The sequence below is a fragment of the Dyella marensis genome (assembly GCF_900112865.1).
GTDB classification, from domain to species: domain Bacteria; phylum Pseudomonadota; class Gammaproteobacteria; order Xanthomonadales; family Rhodanobacteraceae; genus Dyella_D; species Dyella_D marensis_A.
The window spans coordinates 171,323-192,396 of record NZ_FONH01000003.1; the positions used below are offsets into that span (position 1 = coordinate 171,323).

At 68.5% G+C, this 21,074-nt stretch carries 14 protein-coding genes; 6 read left to right on the forward strand and 8 right to left on the reverse strand.

Annotated features, from left to right (window positions below; all coding sequences use genetic code 11):
* Positions 1-48: 48 nt before the first annotated feature.
* The 3 genes from BM172_RS06450 (at position 49) to BM172_RS06460 (ending at position 7,170) form a co-directional block, all read left to right on the forward strand.
* Positions 49-1,266: a purple acid phosphatase family protein gene (locus BM172_RS06450; RefSeq protein WP_026636062.1), complete on the forward strand. Its 1,218-nt coding sequence runs from the start codon at positions 49-51 to the stop codon at positions 1,264-1,266.
* Positions 1,267-1,299: 33 nt separating this feature from the next.
* Complete coding sequence (locus BM172_RS06455) at positions 1,300-3,783, forward strand: alpha-N-acetylglucosaminidase (RefSeq protein WP_081805229.1); 2,484 nt, start codon at positions 1,300-1,302, stop codon at positions 3,781-3,783.
* A 1,515-nt stretch (positions 3,784-5,298) separates the two neighbouring features.
* Positions 5,299-7,170: a beta-galactosidase gene (locus BM172_RS06460; RefSeq protein WP_035323741.1), complete on the forward strand. Its 1,872-nt coding sequence runs from the start codon at positions 5,299-5,301 to the stop codon at positions 7,168-7,170.
* 165 nt (positions 7,171-7,335) lie between these two features.
* Here BM172_RS06460 and BM172_RS06465 read toward each other — a convergent pair whose 3' ends face one another.
* The 8 genes from BM172_RS06465 to BM172_RS06500 all read right to left on the reverse strand — a co-directional run bounded on the left by BM172_RS06465 (position 7,336) and on the right by BM172_RS06500 (position 18,467).
* Positions 7,336-8,676 (reverse strand): carbohydrate porin, encoded by a 1,341-nt coding sequence (locus BM172_RS06465; RefSeq protein WP_081805230.1) that lies wholly within the window; start codon positions 8,674-8,676, stop codon positions 7,336-7,338.
* Between the two features lie 314 nt (positions 8,677-8,990).
* Complete coding sequence (gene typA, locus BM172_RS06470) at positions 8,991-10,820, reverse strand: translational GTPase TypA (RefSeq protein ID WP_026636063.1); 1,830 nt, start codon at positions 10,818-10,820, stop codon at positions 8,991-8,993.
* 141 nt (positions 10,821-10,961) lie between these two features.
* On the reverse strand, positions 10,962-13,160 hold the full coding sequence (locus BM172_RS06475) for a pilin (RefSeq protein ID WP_051548894.1): 2,199 nt from the start codon (positions 13,158-13,160) through the stop codon (positions 10,962-10,964).
* Between the two features lie 103 nt (positions 13,161-13,263).
* The gene (locus BM172_RS06480) at positions 13,264-14,166 is read right to left on the reverse strand and encodes a hydroxymethylglutaryl-CoA lyase (protein ID WP_026636064.1); all 903 of its coding nucleotides are present in this window, start codon (positions 14,164-14,166) and stop codon (positions 13,264-13,266) included.
* Positions 14,167-14,259: 93 nt separating this feature from the next.
* On the reverse strand, positions 14,260-16,257 hold the full coding sequence (locus BM172_RS06485; protein WP_026636065.1) for an acetyl/propionyl/methylcrotonyl-CoA carboxylase subunit alpha: 1,998 nt from the start codon (positions 16,255-16,257) through the stop codon (positions 14,260-14,262).
* A gap of 359 nt (positions 16,258-16,616) precedes the next feature.
* Positions 16,617-17,135, reverse strand: a complete 519-nt coding sequence (locus BM172_RS06490; protein ID WP_026636066.1) for a cupin domain-containing protein — start codon at positions 17,133-17,135, stop codon at positions 16,617-16,619.
* A 100-nt stretch (positions 17,136-17,235) separates the two neighbouring features.
* The gene (locus BM172_RS06495; protein ID WP_026636067.1) at positions 17,236-17,625 is read right to left on the reverse strand and encodes a VOC family protein; all 390 of its coding nucleotides are present in this window, start codon (positions 17,623-17,625) and stop codon (positions 17,236-17,238) included.
* A gap of 47 nt (positions 17,626-17,672) precedes the next feature.
* Positions 17,673-18,467: an enoyl-CoA hydratase-related protein gene (locus BM172_RS06500; protein ID WP_026636068.1), complete on the reverse strand. Its 795-nt coding sequence runs from the start codon at positions 18,465-18,467 to the stop codon at positions 17,673-17,675.
* Between the two features lie 184 nt (positions 18,468-18,651).
* Here BM172_RS06500 and BM172_RS06505 point away from each other — a divergent pair, with 184 nt between their 5' ends.
* From BM172_RS06505 to BM172_RS06515, 3 genes are read left to right on the forward strand one after another with little or no spacing between them, the layout of a single operon-like run.
* Entirely contained in the window at positions 18,652-18,897 is a 246-nt protein-coding gene (locus BM172_RS06505) for a FeoA family protein (protein ID WP_026636069.1), read from the forward strand.
* Complete coding sequence (feoB, locus tag BM172_RS06510; RefSeq protein WP_026636070.1) at positions 18,894-20,750, forward strand: ferrous iron transporter B; 1,857 nt, start codon at positions 18,894-18,896, stop codon at positions 20,748-20,750. Before BM172_RS06505 ends, feoB begins: the two co-directional genes overlap by 4 nt.
* A complete protein-coding gene (locus tag BM172_RS06515; protein ID WP_026636071.1) occupies positions 20,747-21,073 on the forward strand; it encodes a DUF6587 family protein in 327 nt (108 codons plus the stop codon). The genes feoB and BM172_RS06515 overlap by 4 nt, the downstream gene beginning before the upstream one ends.
* Position 21,074 lies beyond the last annotated feature (1 nt).

The window sequence follows — 21,074 nt, forward strand, 5'->3', positions numbered from 1 at the left end:
AAGCGCCCGCCGCCGGCCCGGTGTCGGCGGCGTTCGCGGAGGGGATGCATGAAACATCGCGAACGACGCGCGCACGTCTGGGGCGCACTGCTGCTGTTCTTGCTGCTGGGCAGCCAGGCCATGGCCGGCACGGCGCCGGCCAAGCCGGCACAGGCGAACGATGACGACGCCAACGCGCCGTACAAGGTCTATGACGCCACGCCGGCGATCACCATGGGCCCGCTGCTGCTGGACATGGCCGAGGACGGGGTGGTGATCGAGTGGATGACCGATGCGCCGGGCGACGCCAAGGTCAGCTATGGCGAGCAGGCGCTCGATCATGAAACGGTGCCGCAGATCGATGGTCTGGTGCCGGTAGGCACGCTGCATCGCGTAGTGCTGCGCGGTCTGCAACCTGGCCGCACCTATCGATATCGGGTGGCATCCCGACGCGTAGTGGCGCTGCGGCCGTACTGGCCGGATCGCGGCAAGACGGCGGAAAGTCCGGTGTACAGCTTCACCACCTTCGATACGTCGAAGAAGAACACCCGCTTCGCGACGATGACGGACACCCATGAGAACGTCGAGCGCGTCCGTGCCTTGGCGGAGCTGGCGCAACGTCAACCGATGGACTTCATCGTGCACACCGGCGACGGCGTGCACTACGCCACTGGCGAGAGCCAGGTGAAGGAAAAGTTCCTGGAGCCGATGGCGTCAGGGTTGCAAGGACGCGTGCCGCTGCTCTATGCGCGCGGCAATCATGAGTATCGCGGTGAGTTTGCGCGTTCGCTGGGCGACTATCTGCATGCGCAGGAAGGTCGTTACTACTACATGCGTGACCAGGGTCCGCTGCATCTCGTCGTGGTCGACACCGGCGAGGACAAGCCCGACGCAACCAACGTCTACGCCGGACTCAACGATCTTCGCTCGTATCGCGCGGACGAATATGCGTGGTTCAAGCGGGTGCTCGCCGATGAGCCAAGGATGCGCAGCGCGCCGTTCACGGTGGTGCTTGGGCATGATCCGGAGTGGGGTTGGCTGGACGGCGCCAACGCCGAGTGGACGAAACGCGCGAACGAGGCCAAGGTGGATCTGTTCATCGCCGGGCACCTGCACCGGCTGGAGCGGATCAAGCCGGGCGAGCGCGGCAACGATTTCACCATCCTGGCGCTGGGGCAAGACCAGATTGCGCGGGTGGAGGCAGACGAGCGGGAGCTGAAGGTGTCGGTGCTCGATCGCGCGGGCAAGGTGCTCGATGCCTTCACGCTGAGGCGCCGGAGCAAGTAGTCTCGCGGACGGTATCCGCCGGGGAAATGGGCGATGCGTGCTACTGGCATGAAGTGGTTGCTGGCGGGTCTGATGGGCGTCGTGTCGTGCGGCGCGCGTGCCGATGCCACATTCGAGGTGACGTCTGCGCGGGCTGCCTTGAAGCGCCTGTTGCCGCGGCATGCAGCGCAGATCGCGCTGGTCGCGCTCCCTGCCGGCGCAGGCGACGGCTATCGCATCCGCGGCAAGGCCGGCCATATCGAAGTGGCCGGCACCTCGCCGGTGGCGCTGCTGGCCGGTGTCGAGACCTATCTCGAACGCGTGCCGCACGTGAGCATCGGCTGGCCGGGCGACAGCCTGGATCGCTTGCCGGCCACGCTGCCGGCGCCGCCTGAGCCGATCGAAAGCCACGCGGTGGTGCCGGATCGCTTCGCCCTCAACGATGTCGATGACGGCTATTCGGACGCCTATCTCGATTGGCCGGGATGGGAGCACAAGATCGACCTGCTCGCGCTGCGCGGCATCAACGAGGTGTTCATGCCGGTGGGTGCGGAAGAGGTGTATCGCCGCACCTTTCGCGAATTCGGCTACAGCGACGGCGAGTTGCGCGCCTGGATTCCCGCGCCGGCGCACCAGCCCTGGTGGCTGCTGCAGAACATGTCCGCGTTCGGCGGCCCGGTCTCCGCCGAGATGTTCGCGCGGCGCACCGCGCTGGCACAGCGCATCGTCGGGCGCCTGCGCGCCTTGGGCATGACGCCGGTGCTGCCCGGCTATTTCGGCACCATGCCGCCGGGCCTCGCCGCGAAGCAGCCGGGTGCGGCGCTGGTGCCGCAGGGCGAGTGGGTGGGTTTCGCGCGGCCGGACTGGCTGGATCCGCGCGATGCGCATTTCGCCAAGGTGGCCGCTGCGTTCTATCGCCACCAGCGCGAGCTGTTCGGCGATGGTGTGTTGTACAAGATGGATCTGTTGCATGAGGGCGGGCGTGCCGGCGACGTGCCGGTGGGCGACGCGGCGAAGCAAGTGTTTGCCGCGCTGAATACCGCGCATCCTGCCGCGCGCTGGGTGCTGCTCGGCTGGCAGCACAATCCGCCGCGCGCGGTGGTGGATGCGGTGCCGCACGATCGGCTGCTGATCGTCGATGGCCTGTCCGACCGCTACGACGGCATGGACCGCAAGCGCGATTGGGGCGGCGCGCCTTATGCGTTCGGCACCATCCCCAATTTCGGCGGACATACCACGCTGGGCGCGAACGCCGGCGTGTGGCTGCAACGTTTCGCGGCGTGGCGCCGCGACGGTGTCATGCGCGGCATCGCCTACATGCCGGAGGGGAGCGGCACCGATCCGGCGGCCTATGCGCTGTTCACCGCACTGGCCTGGACGCCGGTGCCGGAGCATGCACATCGCTGGTTCGACGATTACGCGGTCAGTCGCTACGGCGGCGAGGACGAGCATGCGCGCGCGGCCTGGCGCATCCTCGCGCAGACCGCCTATGCGATGCCCTCGGGCGAATGGTCGGAGCCGCATGACGGCCTGTTCGGCGCACGCCCCGGCCTGGACGCGCGCAGCGCAGCCACGTGGTCGCCGACGGCAGCGCGCTACGACCTGGCACGCTTCGACGGCGCCGTGTGCGAGCTGCTGCGCGTGGCGCCGGCCTTGCGCACGACGTCCGCCTATCGCCACGACCTGGTGGATGTCGCGCGGCAGGTGCTGAGCAACCGCTCGCGCGTGTTGCTGCCGCGGATCAAGGCGGCCTACGAGAAGAAGGACAAGGAGCAGTTCCGCGCATTGACGGCGGAATGGATGGACGACATGGCCATGCTCGACCGCCTGCTCGCTGCCGATCCGGATTTCCTGCTCGGCCGCTGGCTGATGCACGCGAAAGCCGCCGCCCGCGACGACACTGAAGCAGCACAACTGGAATACGACCAGCGCTCGATCCTGGCCAGCTGGGGCGATCGCTCCGGTGCCGACCGCGGCGGGCTGCACGACTACGCCAATCGCGAGTTGGCGGGCCTGGTCGGCGGGCTATATGCGCGGCGCTGGCGGCAGTTTTTCGATTCACTGCAGGCTGGCTTGAGCGGTGGCGACGTGCATCCGATCGACTGGTTTGCGCTGGAACAGCGGTGGGCTCATGCGCGCGAGCCGCACGCCACCGAACCGGCAGGCGACGCGTGGCGACTGGCTAGCGAAGCGGTGCAGCGCTTGCAGCTTTGCCGCGCTACACCATGGACGCCGTTCGCCGCACATCGCGCTGACCGTCACGGCCTCCGGACGGAACGGAAGGCGCTGGTGATGTCCAGGGCGATATCGCGCGCTCCGAGGCCGGGACCCGGAGTCGGTGCCGGTGTACCTGAGGCTGCAGTCGCCGGCAGGGGCGAGAATGCGCTGGAAGGGGTCGGTGGCATGGACGCGGAAGGCGTGCCGCCCGGCGTCGCGCGGCGCGCGACGGGAGCCAGGAGCGAGCTCGAAGAACTGCCCGTGGGCATGACCGCAAATGCCGAAGGCGACGGTGTCGGGGCGGCCAGGGTAGGCAGGTAGCCGCCGCCGCTGATCGCCGCGCCGGATGCGCCGGACGGATCGCGGAATGGCGAATACGGGCGGTCGGGCAGCAGGCGCCGGCTGCTGTCTTCCAGGTCGCCCATGCTGTGCCTGGCCAGTTTCATCACGGTGGACTGTTGTGCCGGCGGCAGCGAGGTGAAGTGCTCGTCGAGCTTGCGCTTGGCCTTGTTCCTGCGTGTTTCGTAATCCGCCCGGGCCGGTACGTCCTTGAGCTTGCCGGCGCCATCGGCGCCGCTGGCGGACTGTCCCGGCGCCATGCTCATGATGGTGGTGGCGCCGGCAAGCACGCCTGCCACGCCGGAGGTGACGCCGGGTTCCTGCAGCGCGCGCATGGTCTGGTGGCGCAGGTAATCGTGTCCTGCGGCCTGGCCCGAGGTCCTGACGCCCGAACCGGTATGCCCGGCCACGTCGCCGCCGGGTACGGCGAGCACGGTCTGCGCCGTATCCGTGCGCGCGCCGTCGCTGGCTTCTGCGATGTGCCTGACGTTCTCCTCGCGAATGCTGCGGCCGGAATACGAGGGCAGCACGGTGTTGCTGCTCCATGCGGGCAGGGTTGCCGTACCGTCGTTGTTGACGGAGCGGCGCGAGAGAAAGCGCATGGTGTCGGTGGGGGCGAAGGCTTCGTGATAACCGCTGCTGTGCCCGGACGTCGTGGGGTTGGAGGGAAATCTGAATTCGCCCTCTTCGATGGGCTTGGCATGGATCACCCGGTCCGTGCCCAGTGGCCTGAAGCCGCCGGAGCTCGCCTGCGATGACGTCAGCGTCCGGTCGCGCGAGGCGCTGTAGGGCGAAGACATGGGCGACAAGGTCGGCAGGGCTGGGGGTGTTGCCAGCAAGGGAGACAGCGAAGACGAAGAGCTCGACGCTGTCGCCGCCTGTGGCGTGCCGCCCATGGCGCCGTGTGTCGGGAGCAGAGGCGAGAGGGAGGACGACGAGCTGGATGGTGTCGCGGCCTGCGGCAAGCCACCCATGGCGCTGTGCATCGCCGGCACGGATGGCGGCGGCATCGACCCGCCGGGGGGCACGAGCGAAGACGAGGAGGTAGCGGTGGCCTGCCTGGCCGTGCTCGCGGATGGTCCAGGCATCGGCGAGAGCGGCGCCGGGCGCACCGGCGGAGCTCCCATTGGCGTCATCCCGCCGCCGGCTGCCGCTGCTGCTACGCGCGCGGACGAGCGGGTGACCCGCCCCGCATTCATCGGCGTCATCGCGCTCGCGCTGCGGGCTCGCCGGCTTCCGCCGCTGCCGGATCCGCCCGATCCCGCGCCGGAATCCCCTGTCCCACCGTTGCCATGTGGCATGACCCTGATTCCCCCATCAAGGAGCCCGGAGGGTACTCCTGGCCATGGGGCGCTCGCCAGGGCACCGTCCCGGGCATGCGCGCACGGCCAAGGGCACCGCCGCGCGCTACCATCGACCGGCTTTCGCCCAGCCGGTCGCCACGCGGATGCACCTCCATCCCCGCCTGCTCGATCCCCGCCCGTACGAGGAGTCCCCATGCGACGAAGAGAATTCCTGCGCCTCAGCGCGCTTGCACCGTTGGGCGCCATGAGCCTGCGCCTGGACGCCGTCACCGTGCCGTCGCTGCAGGCGGAACCGGTGCCGGACGGCCGGCCGCATCGCTTCGCCCTCGGCAAGCGCGCCTTCCTGCTGGACGGGCGCGAGTTCCAGCTCCGCAGTGGCGAGATGCATCCGATCCGGGTGCCCGCGGAGTACTGGACGCAGCGCATCCGCATGGTCAAGGCGATGGGCTTGAATACCGTCGCCATCTATCTGATGTGGAACGCGCTGGAAAAAGAGCCCGGCGTGTTCGACTTCGAAAGCGGCAACCGCGATTTCGTGCGCTTCATCAAGCTGTGCCAGCAGGAAGGCATGTGGGTGTACCTGCGGCCCGGTCCCTACGTCTGCGCCGAATGGGATTTCGGCGGCTTGCCGCCGTACCTGCTGCGCGAGCCGGACATGCGCGTGCGGCACAAGGACGACGCGCGCTACATGAAGGCGGTGACGCGCTACATGGACGCCATCGCACCGCGCATCGCGCCGCTGATGGCGGAGCGGGGCGGGCCGATCCTGATGGTGCAGGTGGAGAACGAGTACGCCTCGTTCGGCGGCGACCTGGCTTATCTGGAGCAGATCCAGGCGATGTGGCGCGAGCGCGGCATCCATGGGCCGTTCTCGATTTCCGACGGGCTGGCGACCATCCAGAAACAGCAGACCTACCTGCCCGGCACCGCGCTGGGCCTGGACGGCGATACCGATTTCGCCGCGGCGCAGGCCATCGCCGGCGAGATGCCGGTATGGGTAGGCGAGGGTTATCCCGGCTGGCTCACGCATTGGGGCGACCAGGAGTTCCAGCGCGGCGACTATGCGGCCACGCTGAAGAAGCTGATGGCCGAAGGGCGCTCGTTCAACCTGTACGTGGCGCACGGCGGCACCAATTTCGGTTTCGGCGCGGGCGCCAACGCGGATGCCGACTACGGCAAGTTCGAGCCGACCATCACCAGCTACGACTACGGCGCGCCGATCGACGAGCGCGGCGAGGCGACGGCGGACTATCGCCAGTTCCGCGAGATCATCGGCGAGCACCTGTCGCGGCCGCTGTCCGAGGTGCCGGCAGCGCCGCCGGCGATGCGCTTTGCGAAGATCGAGCTGAAACCGTATGCCTCGCTGTGGGACAACCTGACGCCTGCGCCAAAGTCCGTCGAGGACGGTCCGGTAGCCAACGAGCTGCTGCTGGCGCAGGACCACGGCATGGTGTTGTACCGCGCGATGTCACTCAAGGGTGGGCGTTTGTCGATCGAAGGCGTGCGCGATTACGCCACGGTGTTCGGCGCCGGCCGCTATCTCGGCTACATCTCGCGCGTGCGCAAGCCGGGCTTGAGCGAGGCGACGGAAGTCGAGGTGCCCGCGCCGCATGCGCAGGACGGCGAGGCGATCGAGATCCTGGTCGATAGCTTCGGCCATGTCGGCTATGGGCAGGCGATGGCGGACCGGAAAGGCATCGTGGGGGCGATCCGCTTGAATGGCGAGTTGCAGCGGCGGTGGTCGGTGCATGGCTTTCCGCTCGATGCTGCCTATCTCGCGGGATTGCGTCCGCTCGCGCAGGCGCCGGAGCGGCCTGCGGTGTTCTTCAAGGGCACGCTGACCCTGGAAAAGACAGCGGATACGTACCTCGGCATGGATGCGTGGGACAAGGGTTACGTGTGGGTGAATGGCCATCTGCTCGGGCGTTACTGGCGCATCGGTCCGCAGCAGCGATTGTTCTGTCCGGCTTCGTGGTTGAAGGCGGGGAAGAACGAGGTGCTGGTGTTCGATATGCATCGGACGGAGGGGGCGGCGATCGAGGGATTCGAGCGGCTGCACGGTTGAGCAAGGCTTGCCTCGATATCCCCAAGGCCGTCATTCCGGCGCAGGCCGGAATGACGGGCTGGTGAGGGGCGTAGGTTGGGGTGAGCGCGAGCGAACCCCAACTCCGGCACTTGCATGCGCATCGCCATGTTGGGGTTCGCTGCTGCTCACCCCAACCTACGGGATTCAGAACTCGACGTGCGCTCGCAACCCGGCGAACTTCGCCGGCCCGCGATCTCGGTTGTAGCCGGGATGGCGCACGAACTGGAAATCCGGGCTCAGCGTCAGGTGCTCGAACGGCACGAAGCTGTAGTACGCCTCCACTATCTGCTCGCGGCCATAGTTCAACGCGCCGTCGCCCAGCACGAAACCGCTGCCGCCCCGTTCCAGATACTCGCGATGCGGCGATGACAGCGCGTTGATCGCCACGCCGACGCTGAAGTGATCCTGCTTACGCCCCCAGTGCGCACCCGACAATTGGAAGCCGCCGCTGAGCGTGCGGTCCACTTCAGTGAATGCGAACGACTCGTTGCGCCCATCGTTCCAACCCGCACGCATGAACAGCCCGGTGTCACCATCGTCGGCCAGCGGCAGCTCGCCGTTGAGGCCGAAGCCGTACTTCTTGCGGCCAGGCCGATCGTCAGCGCGGATATCCGGCACGCCGCCGGTGGCAAGGGCACGGGCAATCGCCGTGCGATACACACCCATGCTTGCCTGGTTCTGGAACACCAGTGCGCGCAGCGCCCAGCCATCCTTGTCCGGCTGCACCGTCAATTCCAGCTGCTGCCCGCGCGCCTTCTGCAGCGACTGCACCAGATGCGAGCCGTTCGCTTCGGTCGGCATGCGATAGATGCCGTAGCGCAGGCTCCAGCCGGATTCGACCAGGCCCAGCATCAGGCCTTCGGTATAGCCGCGGGTGTCGGCGGCGAAATCCCAGGCGACGTTGTTGAACAGCGCCCAGTTCATGAACTGCGTGCGCGTGCCGTCGGCGTAGCGGTTCTTGTCGAAGTCGTCGTTGATCGCCATCTTGCCGAGCTTCACTTCGACGCGGCGCGCGGCTTCCTTGCCGGGCAGCTGGTCCATGGCGCGCTCGTTGTCCTCGGTCTCCTCGCCCAGCGGCAGCGTCCAGCGCAGGAAGCGGCGCGCGACATAGGGCGTCTTGCCGAGGCTGGCGGAGCCGGAGCGGATCACGTCGCCGTTCGGCAGCCCGGCCATGCCGGTGGCGCCGCTGACGCCTTCGCCCTTGAACATCTCCACGTCGAAATAGAACTGGAAATGCGCGGGCAGGGCGACGCCGAAGTAACCGCCGAAGGTGTGCGAACGCGCGGTGTCCGTGCCGGCCTTCAGGCTGAGCGGGCCGGCATACGGCGAGTGCACGCGGTACTGGTGCTGGTCGATCAAGGTGTACTGCGCGCCGAGGAACTGCGGCACGAACAGGCGGGCTTCATCGGCCTGCGCTGCGTCGTCGGCGTGGAGGTGCGGAGCGGCCAGGCAGGCGGCGGCCGCGAGGAAACATGCGAATTTCATCGTTCATTCCGTGCTTGAGGCGCGGAACGAGGCGATCAGGCGGACCCGACCCCGCTCACGGCCGCGCCGTGATCAATGGGTTGTGTGGCGTCAGCGCGCAGCGGACGCCCGGATGAGGGTCACTGTCCATGGAGGGTCGGCTTGATCTCGTGAATGCCCCGAGGCGGGGCGCGCGCATGGTCGCCATGCGTGGATGGCCTGTCAACCGTTTTTTCGTGACATGCGGGCAAAAAGAAAGGCCGCCTTGCGGCGGCGACGGGTAAATAAAAAGGCCGCCTTGCGGCGGCCTTTCGTGAAGCGCGTCGAGCAGCGAATCAACCGCCGCGCGAAGCCCTCTTGCGATCGTTCTCGGTGAGGTGCTTCTTGCGCAGGCGGATTTCCTTCGGGGTGATCTCGACCAGCTCGTCGTCGTCGATGAAGTCCAGCGCCTGCTCCAGCGAGAACTTGATCGCAGGGGTGAGCTGGATCGCATCGTCCTTGCCGGAGGCGCGCATGTTGGTCAGCGGCTTGGGCTTGATCGCATTGACGGTGAGGTCGTTGTCCTTGGCGTGGATGCCGACCAGCTGGCCCTCGTACACCGAGTCGCCTTCGGCGGCGAACAGCTTGCCGCGCTCCTGCAGCGGCCCCAGCGAATAGGCGGGCGTGTTGCCGGCGGCGTTGGCGATCATCACGCCGTTGAGGCGCTTGGCGATCTGGCCTTCTTCCTTCGGACCGTAGTGGTCGAACACGTGGAACAGCAGGCCCGAACCCTGGGTGAGGGTCTTGAACTGGTTCTGGAAGCCGATCAGGCCACGCGCCGGGATCATGTACTCCAGGCGCACGCGGCCCTTGCCGTCCGGCTCCATGTTCTTCAGCGCGCCCTTGCGGATGCCCAGACGCTCCATCACCGGACCCTGGTGGATTTCCTCCACGTCGACCACCAGCTGCTCGATCGGCTCCATCTTCTGGCCGTCGATCTCCTTGATGATCACTTCCGGACGCGACACGGCCAGCTCGTAGCCTTCGCGGCGCATGTTCTCGATCAGCACCGACAGGTGCAGCTCGCCGCGACCGGAGACCAGGAACTTGTCGGCGTCCGAACCCTGCTCGACGCGCAGCGCCACGTTGTGCACCTGCTCGCGCTCAAGGCGCTCCTTGATCTGGCGGCTGGTGAGGAACTTGCCGCCGGAGAGGTCCTTGTTGCCGGCGAACGGCGAGTTGTTCACCTGGAAGGTCATGCTGATGGTGGGCTCGTCCACGGTCAGCGCGGGCAGCGCCTCGGGCGTGTCCAGCGCGCACACGGTGTCGGAGATGGTCAGCTCCTGGATGCCGGAGATTGCCACGATGTCGCCGGCCTCGGCGGTGTCCTGCTCGATGCGCTCCAGGCCCATGAAGCCGAGCACCTGCAGGATCTTGCCCTGGCGCTTCTTGCCGTGACGGTCGATCACCGCCACCGGCATGTTCTTCTTGAGCGTGCCGCGCTGGATGCGGCCGATGCCGATCACGCCGACGAAGTTGTTGTAGTCCAGCTGGCTGATGCGCATCTGGAACGGGCCTTCCGGATCCACTTCCGGCTTGGGCGCGTGCTTCATGATCGCTTCGTACAGCGGGGTCATGTCGCCTTCGCGGGTGTCCGCGTCGAGCGAGGCGTAGCCGTTCAGCGCCGAGGCGTAGACGATCGGGAAGTCCATCTGCTCCGGCGTGGCGCCGAGGCGGTCGAACAGGTCCCACACCTGTTCCACCACCCAGTCGGGGCGCGAACCGGGACGGTCGATCTTGTTGACCACCACGATCGGCTTGAAGCCCATCGCGAAGGCCTTCTGGGTCACGAAACGGGTCTGCGGCATCGGGCCGTCCATCGCATCGACCAGGATCAGCACCGTGTCGACCATCGACAGCACGCGCTCCACCTCGCCGCCGAAGTCGGCGTGTCCGGGCGTGTCGACGATGTTGATGCGGTTGCCCTGCCAGGTGATGGCGGTGTTCTTGGCCAGGATGGTGATGCCGCGTTCCTTTTCCTGGTCGTTGCTGTCCATCACGCGCTCAGCCAGGACGGTGCGCTCGGAGAGCGTGCCGGACTGCTTCAGCAGCTGGTCGACGAGCGTGGTCTTGCCGTGGTCGACGTGGGCGACGATGGCGATATTGCGCAGATTTTCGATGGACATGGGGTGGGCTCGGGCGACCGGAGAGTCGTCTCGTGAGTTTCTCAAGGGCGAATCGGACGATTATACGGACTAATGTGACAGCTTGCTTGAACACAGGAACGGCGCCGCGGCGAAACGGCGCCATTCCGGCCCACCGGCCGCTTACCTGGCGGGCGTGGCGTCCGCGGCCTGGCTGGCGCCCTGGCGGCAGGACACCGGCAGGTACTTGTCCGCCACGCCTTCCGCATGGCAGTGCCAGGTCCAGCTGCGGCCGGCGGGCTGGGGTGTGAGCAGTACCGTGCCGTCGGTCAGCTTGGCGCTGCCGGTGCCGGCCAGGCTGAGCTGGATCGAACCGTCGGGAAGCACGCGCGGGCCGGCCTCGTCCTCGTCCAGCCCGGCTTCCTTGCCGCTCTTCGGCCAGCGGTTTTTGCTCTGGCGGAACTCGAGCACGGCGACCTTGGCCGGATCGGCCGCGGCCATGGCCTGTGCCACCTGGCTGCGCAGCTGGTAGTCCTGGTAGGCGGGGATGGCCACCGCAGCCATCACGCCGGCGGCGGCGACCGCCACCATGCCGTTGGAGCCGCTGGTGACCATTTCCAGCGGATTCTGCTCATAGGTCAGGCGCAGCGAGAGATCGTCCCGGGTGGCGTCCAGGCTGGCGCCGATCACGCCGTCGCGCGGCAGGTTGAGCGTATGCGCGGCCGGCAGCGCCTGCAGGTCCACCGTGCCGCCGCTGGCGTCGTCGAGGTACTGCAGCAGTTCCAGATAGCCGTAATAGGCCTTGCGCTGCGCGTCGTGCGAGGTGGCGGCGAAGCCGAGCAGGGTTTCCGCGCCGGGGTGGGCCTGGGCCTTCAGCCACTCGTCCATGCGCGTGTCCAGCTTGGCGGCGGCGCGGTCGGCCAGCGACTGGGGCAGCTTGCCGAAGATCAGGTAGTCGCCGTCCTCCACCCAGTACAGGTGCGAGCCCAGGCGGCCGAGCAGCTCGAGCAGCGCCTGCTGCTTCGGCTCCTGGCCGCCGGCCTCGTCGCGCAGGCGCTCGCCGAGACGGTTGGGGATCGACAGCGAATGCACCTGGGTGCCTTCCAGGCTGCGTACCTGGTAGGTCCAGCGCCTGTTCTTGGCCAGCTCCTCCAGCCTGGCGTACAGCGCGGCGCGGTCGCGCACGCGCACGGCGGCATAGCTGCCGGCGCTGTCTTCGTAGCCGACCAGTTCCGGGCCGACCCACTGGCTGAATTCGGCGAGGTCGAAGCCCATGCGCTGCTTGGAATCGGCCATGGCCTTGCGATAGGCGGCGGCGCGATCGGCGCCGAAATTGAGGATGAGCTGGTCCTCGAAGGTCTTGACCTGTTCGGTGCCGGGCAGGGCCAGCGTCACCACCCAGGAGGGCTTGCCGGCGACCTTGAATCCCGGCGCGAACTGCTGCGGCGCCAGATAACCCAGCAGGCGCGCCTGCGGCGCATGCAGCCGCAACTGCAGCCGGCCGTGGCCGTCCACCGTGCCCCAGCCGAAGGCGATGCTCTCGGTCCTGGCGGTGAATTCGCCAGGCAGGGTGCCGACGCTGTCCGCGGGAATCGCGCCCGAAGCCATGCCGCCGAGACCATGCGTGCTGAACCAGCCGAACAGGCCCTGGCCGGAAGCATCGATCTGCCGTTCCTGCTCGGTCACCTTGGCGGTGATGTCGGCGGACTTGGGATTGCGCACTTCGTCGAGCAGCGCATTCAGCGCGCCGCGATCGATGACCGCGGCGCCGACGCCGGAACGCGCCGCGAGCACGAACAGGCGGCCGCCGGCGGCATCGAAATGCAGCAGCTCGCCGGAGGCGAGGGCGCCGTCGCCCTTGGCGTCCAGCGGTGCCTGCAGGCCCAGCGCGCCGCCGAGCTGGGCGAAACGCCGGTTGAGCGCGCCGACGTCGCGCTGCTCCAGCTGCATGCTGGCCAGCAGCATGCTGCCGGGCGAGGGCATGCCCAGCGGATCGACCGCGCTGATCTCCAGCGGCCCGCGCAGATCCGACAGCAGGGCCAGGGTGAGCGGCGTGGCGCCGGCGTCGGCCAGCAGCTTGTCCTTGGCGATGGCGTCGCGCAGCGCGGCGACGGTCTTCAGGTGCTGCTCGCCGGCCAGGGTGGCGTCGAGCGGGCGGCCGTTAGGCACGGCGCCCAGCAGGCCCCACGGCGAGGGAATGCGCAGGTAGGCCACGGTGTGCGCGGGCAGGTGCTGCAGCAGCCAGGCCGGTTGCGAGAGCTGTTCCTGCGCGTGCTTGATCGCGCTGGCGTCGGCGCTGGGCGCCTGGTCGCGATGGCAGGCGCCGAGCACGGCGGAGGCGGCGAGGATGGTGGCGGGCAGCAGGCGGCGCGGCAGGTTCATTCCTTGAACTCCTGAGGTGTTGAATTGAGGTACTGCAAAGTCGGCGGAATATAGCAAAGCGCCGGGCGACGATCGCCGCCCGGCGCTCTCGGGTGGTTCCGCCTCAGGCCGCGGTGCGCGCCCGGGTGACCCGGCTGGCGGTTTCCTTGTGCAACTGCGCGGCGAGCCAGGCGCCGGTGGCGACCAGGATGTCGAGGTCGACGCCGGTCTGCATGCCCATGCCGTGCAGCATGTAGACCACGTCCTCGCTGGCCACGTTGCCGGTCGCGCCCTTGGCATACGGGCAGCCGCCGGTGCCGGACACGGCGCTGTCGACCACGCGCACGCCTTCTTCCAGGCAGCTGAGGATATTGGCCAGGGCCTGGCCGTAGGTGTCGTGGAAATGCACGGCCAGCGCCGCCATCGGCACCTCGGCCGCGACCGCCTTGAGCATGGCGCGGGCCTTGGCCGGCGTGCCGACGCCGATGGTGTCGCCCAGCGAGATCTCGTGGCAGCCGAGCTGGTGCAGGCGCGCCGCCACGCGCACCACGTCGGCTACCGGCACCTCGCCCTGGTAGGGACAGCCGAGCACGGTGGAGACATAGCCGCGCACCTTCACGCCGTCGGCGCGCGCGAGTTCCAGCACCGGACGGAAGCGCTCGATCGATTCGTCGATGCCGGCGTTGATGTTCTTGCGGTTGAAGGCCTCGGAGGCCGCGGTGAACACCGCCACCTCGGTGGCGCCCACGTCGCGCGCGCGGCGGTAGCCCTGCTCGTTCGGCACCAGCACGGGATAGCTCACGCCGGGCACCTTGCGGATGCCCTGGAACACTTCGGCGGCGTCGGCCAGCTGCGGCACCCACTTGGGGCTGACGAAGCTGGTGGCCTCGATGGTGCTCAGGCCGGTGGAGGAGAGGCGGTCGATCAGCGCGATCTTCACGTCGGCCGGAAGCAGGGTCTTTTCGTTCTGCAGGCCGTCACGGGCGCCGACTTCGACGATGCGGACGTGGTTGTCGGGGCTATTCATGGGGGCTATCCGTCAGGCGGGCGTCTTCGTAGGTCACATGCGGTTGCGATATGCGTGGCGCAAGCTGGGGTTCGCCTGGCGGCTCACCCCAACCTACGTGGCGAAGCGCACCAGCACGGCGTCGGCTTCGACGAAATCGCCCTGCGTGGCGCCGATGCTGTCGATGGTGCCGGCGCGCGGCGCCTTGAGCGCGAGCTCCATCTTCATCGCCTCCATCACCAGCAGCTCCTGGCCTTCCTCGACCTGGTCGCCGGGCCTGGCTTTCACCAGCACGATGCGGCCGGGCATCGGCGCGAGCACCTGGTTGCCGCCCGCACCCTGCCTGGCTTCCCAGGCGAACGCGGCGGCGCGGGCGAAGCTGTGGCGACGGCCGTCGCTGTCGTGCAGCAACACGCGCTGCGCGTCGGCGTGCAGCGGCAGGCGCAGCGACTGGCCATCGAAGCGCGCGCTGAGCGCCGCGCCATCGTGGCGCGCACCCTGCACGTGGCAGCTCGCGTCGCCGTGGCACAACTGGTAATCGCCATCGTGGCCGTGGGCTTCCACTTCGTAGCGCTGTTCGCGCAGCGACAACGCGACGATGCGCTTGCCGGCATGGCCGATGCGCCAGGCATCGGCGCGCGCCCACGGCGAATGCGGATCGACGCCGTGCGCGGCCTGCGCAACCACGGTGCGCTCGTCATGCAGCAGCGCCGCCACGGCCGCGGCGAACAGCAGCTGCGGCGCGGGCGCGGCGTCGCCGGCGAGGAACTCGTCCAGATGGCGGTCGAGATAGCCGGTGTCGATGCGGCCTTCCACTACCACCGGGTGGCGCACCAGGCGTTCGAGGAAGGCGATGTTGGATTTCGGCCCGGCGATCTCGCAGGCCATCAGCGCTTCGCGCAAGCGCTGCAGCGCCTGCGCGCGGTCGCGGTCGTGCACGATCAGCTTGGCGATCATCGGGTCGTAGAAGATCGTAACCGTGTCGCCCTCGATCACGCCGCCGTCGAGGCGCACGTGGCGTGAGGTTTCCGGCAGGCGCAGGCGCAGCAGTTTGCCGGAGCCGGGCAGGAAGTTCTGTTCCGGGTCTTCGGCATACAGGCGCACTTCGATGGCGTGGCCCTGCGCGTGGACGTCCTCCTGGCGCAGCGGCAGCGCTTCGCCGGCGGCGACGCGCAGCTGCCATTCGACCAGGTCGAGACCGAGCGTTTCCTCGGTGACCGGATGCTCCACCTGCAGGCGCGTGTTCATCTCCATGAAGAAGAACTCGCCGTCCTGGCCGACGATGAATTCCACCGTGCCGGCACCGACATAGTCGACGGCGCGTGCGGCCGCCACGGCGGCGGCGCCCATCGCGGCGCGGCGTGCCGGGGTGAGGAAGGGCGAGGGCGTTTCCTCCAGCACCTTCTGGTAGCGGCGCTGCGCGGAGCATTCGCGCTCGTTGAGATGGATCACGTTGCCGTGGGTGTCGCCGAACACCTGGAATTCGATGTGGCGCGGATGCTCCACATAGCGCTCCAGGATCACGCGCGTGTCGCCGAAGGCATTGGCGGCTTCGCGCTGGGCCGAGGCGAGCGCGTCGGCGAATTCCCGCTCCGCGCGCACGATGCGCATGCCCTTGCCGCCGCCGCCCGCGGCGGCCTTGATCATCAGCGGGAAGCCGGTGCTGCGCGCCTGTCCGGCGAGGAAGTCCGCGTCCTGGTTGTCGCCGTGATAGCCGGGCACCAGCGGCACGGCGTGCTTCTCCATCAGCGCCTTGGCGGCGGCCTTGGAACCCATCGCGTCGATGCTTGCCGGGCGCGGGCCGATGAAGGCGATGCCGGCCTCGGTGCAGGCCCGCGCGAAAGCGGTGTTCTCGGACAGGAAGCCATAGCCGGGATGGATGGCCTGGGCGCCGCTGCGCCGGGCCACTTCAAGGATGGTCTCGCCGCGCAGGTAGGAGTCGGCCGGACGCGGGCCGCCGATCGGCCAGGCCTCGTCGGCCAGGCGCACATGCTGCGCATCGGCGTCGGCCTCCGAATACACGGCGATGGTGCGGATGCCGAGACGGCGGCAGGTGCGGATCACGCGGCAGGCGATCTCGCCGCGGTTGGCTATCAGTACGCGCTCGAACATGCACGGGTCCGTGGCAGAAGTGCAGGGAATGGAGGTGCAAAGTCGGCCATGCTAGCGGAACGGGCGTGGCAGGCCGATGCGCGGCGCAGCATTCGGCTTTGCGCCCTCTCCCTTCGGGAGAGGGCTGGAGTGAGGGTGCGGGCGGGAGCGTCAGAGTGATGTGCACCGCTCCGGCCGCACCCTCATCCGCCTGCCGGCACCTTCCTCGCTCCTCCACGCGAAGAGGGCACAGGGATGTGCCCGGCTTTGATGAGCGAGGAAAGCAGGGCACATCCCTGTGCCCTCCCCGCGTGCTCTCCCACGGGGACTACCTTCGGGTCGCCGGAGGGAGAAGGATTCCAGGTTGCACATGGTGAGGCCTATTCGCCTTCCCAGTAGTCGACCGATTCGCCCTGCCGTCCCACCACCCGAAAGAACTGCGGCGTCCCATCCGCCGCCGGCGGATATTCAGCCATCACGCCGAATTTCCCGCTGTCCGGGTACTCGCACACCTCCGGATACTCCCGCGTGCTGATGCTGAGATAGCGCAGGTCCTTATCGCCGGTATTGGCAATTTGGTGCGCACTCTCCGGCCCTCCCGGCGGGCAGGCGATGATGTCGCCCACGCGGATCGGATGGCGTTCCTCGCCGATGCGCACCTCGCCCTCGCCCTCCAGCACGAAGAACATTTCCTCGTTCACGCGATGGTTGTGGAACGGATAGCCGCGCTTGCCCGGCGGCAGCACGGTGATGTTGTAGCCGAGCTTCTGTGCGCCGAGCTGCGCGGAGATGCGCGCGACGCGCGGACCGTAGCGCTCCGCGGCGGTGCCGGTGGGCGCAAAGGCCAGCGGCACCGGTTGCGGTTCGACGTCGGCGATATTGACGATGTGGCTGGGCATGACAGGTCCTGGGTAGGTTGGGGTGAGCCGGAGGCGAACCCCAACGTTGCGGTAGGCATGCGAGGTTCGTCGGGGTTCGCTGTGCTCACCCCAACCTACGTTATTCCGGCAAGTGGCAGACGGCTTCCACGTTGTGGCCGTCCAGGTCCAGCACGAAGGCTGCGTAGTAGTTGTCGTGATAGTGCTCGCGCAAGCCGGGCGGGCCGTTGTCGGTGCCGCCGGCGGCGAGCGCCGCGGCGTAGAACCGGTCCACTGCTTCGCGCGTCGGCGCCACGAAGGCGACATGGATCGCCGACAGCGGCGCGATCGGGTCGGCGCTGATCCAGAAGCTGGGCTTGCCGTCCTTGCCGAAGCCGGCGTGCGAGCGGCTGCCGGTCACTTCCTGGGTGACTTCCATCGCCAGGCCGCCGCCGAGCGGGGCCAGCACGCGTTCGTAGAAGGCCTTGCTGCGTGCGTAGTTCGAGACGGGCACGCCGATGTGGTCGAGCATGGAAGAACTCCTTGCGAGGAAGAGGGCGAGGGTGATCGCGGCGAAGTTTATGCCTGCGCGGTCCAGGCTGCTGCGCGCTTGTCGAGGAAGGCGCCCAGCCCTTCCTGGCCTTCCGCCGAAACGCGCAGGCGAGCGATCAACTCGGCGTTCTCGCGGTCGATGCGCTCGGCCTGCGCCTGGTCCTGGCCGGCGACCCGCAAGGCCAACCGCTTGGCTTGCGCCTGCGCGACCGGGCCCGCCTTGGCGAACGCGGCCAGCACGCCGGCCAGCGCGTCGTCCAGTTCCTCGGCGCGCACGCACTGGTGCAGCAGGCCGATGCGCTGGGCGGTCGACGCATCGAACAGTTCGCCGGTGAGAAACAGGCGGCGCGACTGGCGCAGGCCGATCGCCGCGATCACGTAGGGCGAGATCACCGCAGGCACCAGGCCGAGCTTCACTTCGGTCAGGCCGAATTTCGCGCTGTCCACGCCGATGGCGATGTCGCAGCAGGCGATAAGGCCCACGCCGCCGCCGTAAGCGGCGCCGTTGACGCGCGCCACGGTCGGCTTGGGCAGGAACTGCAGCGTGCGCATCAGGGCGGCCAGGCGCAGCGAATCCTCGCGGTTCTCCGCCTCGCTGGCCTTGGCCATGCCGCGCATCCAGTTGAGATCCGCGCCGGCGGAGAAACTGGCGCCCGCGCCGGTGAGCACCACCGCGCGCACGTTTTCGTCGCGGCCGGCGGCGGCCAGCGCGTCGGTCAGTTCGGCGATCAGGCTGTCGTCGAAGGCGTTGTGCACCTGCGGGCGGTTCATGGTGACGGTGCGGACGCCGGCGCGGTCGGCGAGCTGGAGGCTGGTGTACATGGCGGCCTGGAGGATGGGGAAAGCCCGTAGGTTAGTGAAACCGGATGGGGAGCAGGCAAGCGGGAGCAAGAGCTTGCGATACGCCCCGGTCGAATGCGGGCCTCGATGCCGCAGGCCCGTGGCCATTCACCGTTTCCGGCGCAACCAAGCTACAATGCGAACCATTCTTATTTGAGTGGTGGCCGTGCGACTGTCCGACCTGCCGAAAGGGGCGCCTGCCGTGGTGGACCGAGTGGACGATGCTCATAGCGACGATCCGATCGCGCAGCGCCTGCGCGACCTGGGCTTCGTCGCGGGCGAGCCGGTCCGCGTGGTGGCGCGTGGGCCGCTGGGCGCCGACCCGCTGCTGATCCAGATCGGCTCCACGCGTTTCGCGCTGCGCCGTACCGAAGCCGCGCGCGTCACCGTGCGCACCGGAGACCATGCATGAGCGCGACCACCTTGCGCATCGCCCTGGTGGGCAATCCCAACTGCGGCAAGACGGCGCTGTTCAACCAGCTCACCGGCGGCCGCCAGAAGGTGGCCAACTACGCCGGCGTCACCGTGGAGCGCAAGGAAGGCCGCTTCACCGCGCCCAGCGGACGCGTGCTGCACCTGCTGGACCTGCCCGGCACCTACAGTTTCGACGCCAACAGCCCGGACGAGCAGATCACCCGCGACGTCTGCGAGGGTGTGTATCCCGGCGAGCCCGCGCCCGACCTGATCGTGTGCGTGGCCGACGCCACCAACCTGCGTCTGCACCTGCGCTTCGTGCTGGAAGTGAAGCGCCTGGGCCGGCCGGTGGTGCTGGCGTTGAACATGATGGATACCGCGCGCCGCCGCGGCATCAGGATCGACGTGGCCGGGTTGCAGCAGCGGCTGGGCATTCCCGTGGTCGAGACCGTCGCAGTCAAGCGCGGCGGCGCGAAGGCGCTGATCGAGCGAGTGGACGGCGAGGTGCCCGAAGCGGCTCCGGCGCAGCCGGACGACCCGGCCAGCCGCGCCGACCTGCACGCGCAGGTGCGCGAGCTGCTGGCGGCCACCGTGGTGATGCCGCGCAATACCGACGCCATCGACGATGCGCTCGACCGCTGGGCGCTGCATCCGGTGTTCGGCTTGGGGATTCTCGCCGTGCTGATGTTCCTGATCTTCCAGGCGGTGTTCTCCTGGGCGCAGCCGGTGATGGACGCGATCGCCGCCGGCGTGGCCGCGCTCGGCGGCTGGGTGACCGGCGCGCTGCCGCAGGGGAGCGCGCTGCACAGCCTGCTCAACGACGGCGTCTTCGCCGGGCTCGGCGCGGTGCTGGTGTTCCTGCCGCAGATCCTGATCCTGTTCCTGTTCATCCTGGTGCTGGAGGAATCCGGCTACCTGCCGCGCGCGGCCTTCCTGCTGGACAAGCTGATGTTCAAGGCGGGCCTGACCGGCCGCGCCTTCATCCCGCTGCTGTCGAGCTTCGCCTGCGCGATCCCCGGCATCATGGCCACGCGCAGCATCACCGATCCGCGCGACCGCCTCACCACCATCCTGGTGGCGCCGCTGATGACCTGCTCGGCGCGCCTGCCGGTGTATACGCTGCTGATCGCCGCGTTCATTCCGCAGCGCACGGTGTGGGGCCTGTTCAACCTGCAGGGCATCGTGCTGTTCACGCTGTACGTGGCCGGCATCGTCAGCGCGCTCAGCGTGGCCTTCGTGATCAAGCGCTTCCGCAAGGACAAGAGCGAGCACGCGCTGCTGATGGAGCTGCCCTCGTACCGGCTGCCGAATCCGCGCGACATCGCGCTGGGCCTGTGGGAGCGCGCGCTGATCTTCCTCAAGCGCGTGGGTGGCATCATCCTGGCGCTGACCGTGCTGCTGTGGTTCCTGTCCAGCTTCCCGGCGCCGCCGGAAGGCGCGACGCAGCCGGCCATCGACTACAGCCTGGCCGGCCGCCTGGGCCGCCTGCTGCACTACGTGTTCGCGCCGATCGGTTTCAACTGGCAGATCTGCATCGCGCTGATCCCCGGCCTGGCCGCGCGCGAGGTGGCGGTGTCGGCGCTGGGCACGGTGTACGCGATGTCCGCCGCCGGCGGCGACGATGCCCTGGCCAGCCAGCTCGGTCCGGTGATCGCGCAGCAGTGGTCGCTGGCCACCGCGCTGTCGCTGCTGGCCTGGTATGTGTTCGCGCCGCAGTGCATGTCGACCATGGCGGTGATCCGCCGCGAGACCAATTCCTGGCGCAACGTGGCGATCACCGCGGGTTACCTGTTCGGCCTGGCCTACCTGGCCTCGCTGATCACCTACCAGGTGGCGAGGGCGCTGGCATGAGCGCGTTCGGGGTGATCCAGGCAGTGGTCATCGGCGTGCTGGTACTGGGCAGCGCGCTGTACGCGTTGCGCAAGCTGCTGCCGGGCCTGAGCACGCGCTGGCTGGCGGCGGCGTCCGCGTCGCTCAACAAGCCGTGGCGCAAGCCCTGGCTGCGCGCGCTGGGGCGTCGCCTGCAACCGGCGCAGGCGACCGGCAACTGCGGCGACGGCTGCGGCACTTGCGGTAGCTGCGGGCCCGCGCCTTCGGACTCCAGGCCGCCGTCATCCGCGCGGCCCGACGTGCAGCCGCTGGAATTCCGTTCGCGCGATCGCGCGGCGCGCTGAC